Source organism: Roseovarius sp. ZX-A-9 (assembly GCF_028369135.1).
In the GTDB taxonomy this organism is placed as follows: domain Bacteria; phylum Pseudomonadota; class Alphaproteobacteria; order Rhodobacterales; family Rhodobacteraceae; genus Roseovarius.
Genome location: NZ_JAPWHW010000024.1, coordinates 44,979 through 51,295, shown reverse-complemented (window position 1 = coordinate 51,295; position 6,317 = coordinate 44,979). Strand labels below are relative to the sequence as shown.

Here is a 6,317-nt window from a genome sequence, read left to right as displayed (position 1 = left end):
CCCTACACGGACCTGCTGCTCAGCTCGGTGCCCGAGATGGACCCCAACTGGCTGACCACGCTTCTCGAAGAGCGCGGGATCGACAATGTCGGCGATGCAGCCGCAGCCAAGATCGATCCAAAAGATGCGAAAATCGTGCACTGACGCGCGATAGCCCCCGGCGTGCCGGGGATTGCAGAAACGAAAAAGCGGCGGAGAGGGGATCCTCTTCGCCGCTTTCCAATTCCTGGATCAGCCAGATGGGATCAGATAATCGCCATCGCGGAGAACACCATCGTCGCCACGAGGATCGCGTAAACGATCAGCATGGCAGGGAAAGAAGCGGTATGCGCACGCAGCTCGCGGTTCAGTTGTTCACGCGTCATGGTAGGACTCCTTGGGCGAAGGAAGAGGGGAGGTGCCCCGCTTGAATGAATAGGAAAACGGCGCATGGAAGCTGGTCCATCCGCCGCAGTGTTTATCTGGGTGTCAGTAAAGGGGGCCTGGACCCCACAAGCTGGGTCAGCTCAGGCGGTAATCGCCATGGCTGACAGGACCAAAGTCCCGACCAGGATGCCGTACACAACCAGCACCGCCGGAAAGGTGGCACTATGCATGCGAAGTTCGCGGTTCAGTTCGTCCCGAGTCATGGGTGCCTCCTTATTCGATAGCCAACATTTGGGATGCTGCGTGCATCCTGATCACCCATCTAGCCAGTTTTGTTTCTTTTGCAATCTCAAAATCTGATTCAATTATGCAATTTACGCATGCCAAGTGATTGAAAACTGCATGGCTGGCTATTTGGGTGTTAAGTCCATGAAGAGTATCAGAAAATCTTCATGGCAAATTTGTGACCCGCACGTGAACTTTTCTCATATGGCAGGCTGACGCGGTTCTGGGCAGGGCAACGCACGCTTCGAGTGGATTTTTCGCAACAGCTTTGCAGCCATAGGATGACGGCCACCGGCCTGCCTGACCCACAGATGCCCAAGCAAAGGCACGCTGATTCGTGCCGGGCTGCTAAAAGCCCGGCCTATGGTGCTGTGATCTTGACGTGCCGGGCTGTTTGCCCGGCAGTGGGGGCTGGTCAGTCCCTCACGCCCTGCAATGGCATCACCTGCAGATCGCCCTCCTGGCGCGCCTGCATCGCCAGGGCGACCGCGTGGGCGGCGGCGGCGGTAGTGAAGTAGGGGATGCGGTCATAGAGCGCGACCGATCGGATCTCGCGGCTGTCCTCGACCGCCATCGCGTTTTCGGTGGTGTTCATCACCAGTGCGATTTGCCCGTCCTTCAGCATGTCCACCACGTTGGGGCGCCCCTCGTAGACCTTGTTGACAAGCTGACAGGTCAGATCGTGCTGCGCCAGGAAAGCGCCGGTGCCCCGCGTGGCAACCAGCGAGAAGCCCAGATCGACCATGATACGCGCGGTTTCCACCAGTTGCGGCGTTTTGTCTTCATCCTTGATGGACAGGAAGACGCTGCCCTCGGTTGGCAGATCGACGCCGGCCCCCATCTGCGCCTTGAGGAAGGCACGCGGGAACGAGACGTCCCAGCCCATGACTTCGCCGGTCGAGCGCATTTCGGGGCCGAGGATGGTATCGACGCCGGGGAAGCGGGCGAAGGGCAGCACCGCCTCTTTGACCGAGAACCAAGGCATCCGGTAATCGGCCAGCGTCATCTGGTCGGCCATCGGCAATGTGCCGGGCTTGGTATCGGCGGGGTAGGCGCCGCGATGGGCAAAGGCGCTGAGGGGCTCTCCGGCCATCAGCCGGGCGGCGATGGAGGCGATGGCGCTATCGGTGGCCTTGGCGACGAAAGGCACGGTGCGCGAGGCGCGCGGGTTGACCTCGATGAGGTAGATATCGTCGCCCTTGACCGCGAATTGCACGTTCATCAGGCCGACAACATGCAGCGCACGTGCCAGCGCCTTGGTCTGGCGTTCGATTTCTTCAAGGATCGGCAGGGACAGCGAAAAGGGCGGGATCGAGCAGGCGCTGTCGCCGGAATGCACGCCGGCCTCTTCGATATGCTGCATGATACCGGTCACGTGCACGTCGGTCCCGTCGCAGAGCGCGTCCACGTCGCATTCGATCGCACCCGAGAGGTAGCTGTCCAGCAACACGGGGCTGTCGCCAGACACCACGACGGCCTCAGAGATGTAGCGTTCCAGATGGGCCATGTCGCGCACGATTTCCATCGCGCGGCCACCCAGCACGTATGACGGGCGGATCACCAGCGGAAAGCCGATATCGTCGGCAATGGCCAGCGCCTGCGCATCGGTGGAGGCAATGCCGTTGCGCGGCTGTTTCAGCTCCAGTTTCTGCACCAGTTGCTGGAACCGCTCGCGGTCCTCGGCCAGATCGATGGCGTCGGGCGAGGTGCCCAGGATCGGGATGCCCTCGGCTTCGAGCGCACCGGCAATTTTCAGCGGTGTCTGCCCGCCGAATTGCACGATCACGCCATGCAGCGTGCCGTTCTGCTGCTCTACCCGCAGGATTTCCATCACATGCTCGAAGGTCAGCGGCTCGAAATAGAGCCGGTCGGAGGTGTCGTAATCCGTGCTGACCGTCTCGGGGTTGCAGTTGATCATGATCGTTTCATAGCCTGCATCCGTCAGGGCATAGCAGGCATGACAGCAGCAATAGTCGAACTCGATCCCCTGGCCGATCCGGTTCGGGCCGCCGCCAAGGATGACCACTTTCTTGCGGTCGGTGGGGCGCGCCTCGCATTCCACCTCTCCCATCATCGAGGTCTCGTAGGTGGAATACATATAGGGGGTCTGGGCCTCGAATTCGGCGGCGCAGGTGTCGATGCGTTTGAAAACGGCCGTGACACCGGCGGCATGGCGGGCCTTGCGAACTTCGATTTCGGTCTTGCCGGTCAGTTTGGCCAGCCTCGCATCGGTGAAGCCGAACATCTTGAGCCGGCGCAGCCCGGCCTCGTCCGTCGGCAGACCGGCGGCTCTGACCTCTTCCTCGATCTCGATGATTTCGCGGATCCGGGCCAGGAACCACGGATCGTACATGGTCACCGCACGGATCGCATCATCGCTCAACCCGTGGCGCATCGCCTGGGCGATCACCCGGATACGGTCCGGTGTCTGCTGGCTGAGCGCGCGGGTGACGGCGGCGGGGTCGGGGGCGCCTTCGATCGCGATTTCGTCAAAGCCGGTCAGCCCGGTTTCCATCGACGCGAGCGCCTTTTGCAGGCTCTCGTGGATGGTGCGGCCGATGGCCATCGCCTCACCCACGGATTTCATCGCGGTGGTCAGGTTCGGTTTGGAGCCGGGGAATTTCTCGAACGCAAAGCGCGGAATCTTGGTCACGACATAATCGATGGTCGGCTCGAAGCTGGCCGGCGTCACCTGGGTGATGTCGTTGTCCAGCTCGTCAAGCGTATAGCCTACCGCCAGCTTGGCCGCGATCTTGGCAATCGGGAAACCGGTCGCCTTGGAAGCCAGCGCCGAAGAGCGGCTGACACGCGGGTTCATCTCGATCACCACCATGCGGCCATCTTCGGGGTTGATCGCCCATTGCACGTTCGATCCGCCGGTCTCGACGCCGATCTCGCGCAGCACGGCAATCGAGCCGTTGCGCATGATCTGGTATTCCTTGTCGGTCAGCGTCAGGGCCGGGGCCACCGTGATGGAATCGCCGGTATGCACGCCCATCGGGTCAACGTTCTCGATGGCGCAGACGATGATGGCATTGTCGGCGCGGTCGCGCACGACCTCCATCTCGAATTCCTTCCAGCCCAGCAGAGATTCGTCGATCAGGATCTGGCTGACCGGCGACGCATCGAGGCCCGTCTTGCAGTAATGCACGTAGTCGTCACGATTATAGGCGACGCCCCCGCCAGTTCCGCCAAGGGTATAGGCCGGGCGGATGATGGCTGGCAGGCCGACATGCTCCAGCGCGGCCATGCATTCATCAATGTCGTTGGCGATAACCGCCTTGGGGTTTTCGATGCCCAGCCGGTCCATCGCCTCGCGGAACAGCTTGCGATCCTCGGCCATCTCGATGGCGGCGCGGTTGGCGCCGATCAGCTCGACGCCGTATTTTTCCAGCACGCCCATGTCGGCCACCGCCAGCGCGGTATTCAGCCCGGTCTGCCCGCCCATCGTGGGCAGCAATGCGTCGGGGCGTTCCTTTTCGATGATCTTCGCCACCACTTCGGGCGTGATCGGTTCGATATAGGTGGCGTCGGCCAGTTCGGGGTCGGTCATGATCGTGGCCGGGTTCGAATTGACCAGAATGACGCGGTAGCCCTCTTCGCGCAGCGCCTTGCAGGCTTGTGCGCCGGAATAGTCGAACTCGCAGGCCTGCCCGATGATGATCGGCCCGGCGCCAATGATCATGATGGATGAGATGTCGTCTCTTTTGGGCATGGTGTGTCCTCTGGTCAGCGGATCGGTGCCGCAGGGCGCGGGTGGCAGAACGGTGCTTTGGCAAATTGTCCGCGTTATAGCTATGGGGCATCCCGGCGCAAGGGGTAAGGCGGAATGGACGCCGCGAGGTCGCTTTTGCACCTGTTTTTTGGGCAGCGGTCCGATTAGGTAGCGCGTGCAAGGGCTATCTCGGGGGCGCAATTGCAGATTCGCTTTGATCACGGGCCGGACGGCATCGCGTGCCAGTTTGCCCAGCCACGGCGCAGGATCGTGGCCGACACGCCTGATGACGTGCCCGGTGCGCTGGATGCATTGGATTCGGCGCGGGCCCAGGGCAAGTGGCTGGCAGGCTATGCCAGCTACGAGTTGGGCTATGCGCTGGAGCCGCGCCTGGCGCCGCTGATGCCGCGCGCGCGGCGGCTGCCGCTGATCTCTTTCGGGGTCTATGATGAACCGACGCCGGCAACGCCGCTGCCCGGCGGGCCGGCGCGGCTGGAGGGGTTCACCCCAGATTGGGATGCGGCGCGCTACGCCCGGGCCTTTGACCGGGTGCATGACTATATCTGCGCGGGCGATATCTATCAGGCCAACCTGACCTTTCCTGTTGCGTTGCGTGCCACCGGCACCGCGCCTGCGCTCTACCGCGCCTTGCGCGAGGCGCAGCCGGTGCGCTACGGCGCGCTGATCGAGGAAGAGGGCCGCGCGATCCTGTCGCGGTCCCCCGAATTGTTCTTTCGCACCGGCGCGGGCGGGCTGATCGAGACGCGCCCAATGAAGGGTACCCAGCCGCGCAGCAGTGATGCCACCGAAGATGCGCGGCGGCGCTATTTCCTGCAAACCGACGAGAAGAACCGCGCCGAGAACCTGATGATCGTCGATCTGCTGCGCAATGACCTGTCGCGTATCTGCATGCCCGGCACGGTGCGCGTGCCAGAGCTGTTCACGGTCGAAAGCTACGAGACCGTGCACCAGATGACGTCGCATATCACCGGCCAGATGGCGGCGGGGACCGGGCTGGCGGCGATCCTGAGCGCGCTTTTCCCCTGCGGGTCGATCACCGGCGCGCCCAAGCTGCGGGCGATGCAGATACTTGCGGCGCTGGAACCCGCAGCGCGCGACATTTATTGCGGCTCGATCGGCTGGGCCGCGCCGGACGGGCGGGCCGAGTTCAACGTGGCGATCCGCACGCTTTTGCTGGAGGAAGGTGCTGCGACACTGAACGTCGGCGGCGGCGTGGTCTATGATAGCACTGCCAAATCCGAGTATGAGGAGGCGCTGTGGAAAACACGCTTTGTCCGCCCGCTGATCCCGGCTTTCGCCTGATCGAAACAATGCTCTGGACACCGCAGGACGGTGTGCAGCACCGGGCGCGGCATCTGCGGCGTCTGGCGCGCACGGCGCGACGTTTCGCGATTGTGCCCCGCGGGGTGGAGGCGGCGCTGGCGGCAGTGCGCGGGGACGGCCCGCAGCGGGTGCGCTTGACGGTGGATTCGCATGGTGCGGCAGAAGTCGAGCAGGCACCGTTTGCGCCGCTGGCACCCGGTACCCGCTGGCGCGTGGCAGTGCACCCCGAGCGGGTCAGCGCAAGCGATCCGTGGCTGGGCGTGAAAACGACACGGCGCGCCCTCTATGACCGCGCCCGCGCCGCACTGCCCGAGGATGTGGACGAGTGGATTTTCCTCAACACCGGCGGGGCGGTCTGCGAAGGCACGATCACCAACGTTTATGTTGCCTGGGATGGCATGTTGCTGACCCCGCCGCGCGCCTGCGGCTGCCTGCCGGGGATCGGCCGCGAGGTTCTGATCGCCGCGCGGCGCGCCAAGCCGCAAAGGCTCGGCCTTGATGACCTGCGCGGCGCGGCCGAGATCCATGTCGGCAACTCGCTGCGGGGGGTGATCCGGGCGGAATTGGTCGATTTGCCAGATTGACCGCCCGTGCGCGGAGCAAGCCC

At 63.4% G+C, this 6,317-nt stretch carries 4 protein-coding genes; 2 read left to right on the top strand and 2 right to left on the bottom strand.

The genetic code is table 11. The features are described from left to right. Positions 1–506: 506 nt before the first annotated feature. Both O3306_RS19140 and carB read right to left on the bottom strand, forming a co-directional pair. A complete protein-coding gene (locus O3306_RS19140; protein WP_272010307.1) occupies positions 507–629 on the bottom strand; it encodes a hypothetical protein in 123 nt (40 codons plus the stop codon). A gap of 437 nt (positions 630–1,066) precedes the next feature. Then, positions 1,067–4,366, bottom strand: a complete 3,300-nt coding sequence (gene carB, locus O3306_RS19135; RefSeq protein WP_272010305.1) for a carbamoyl-phosphate synthase large subunit — start codon at positions 4,364–4,366, stop codon at positions 1,067–1,069. A 201-nt stretch (positions 4,367–4,567) separates the two neighbouring features. On the opposite strand from carB, the gene O3306_RS19130 reads away from it, so the two are divergent. Together O3306_RS19130 and O3306_RS19125 are read left to right on the top strand one after the other, a co-directional pair. Further along, a complete protein-coding gene (locus O3306_RS19130) occupies positions 4,568–5,689 on the top strand; it encodes an aminodeoxychorismate synthase component I (RefSeq protein ID WP_272010303.1) in 1,122 nt (373 codons plus the stop codon). Continuing rightward, positions 5,644–6,294, top strand: coding sequence for an aminotransferase class IV family protein (locus tag O3306_RS19125; protein WP_272010301.1), 651 nt, complete (start codon positions 5,644–5,646; stop codon positions 6,292–6,294). Before O3306_RS19130 ends, O3306_RS19125 begins: the two co-directional genes overlap by 46 nt. Positions 6,295–6,317: the final 23 nt, after the last annotated feature.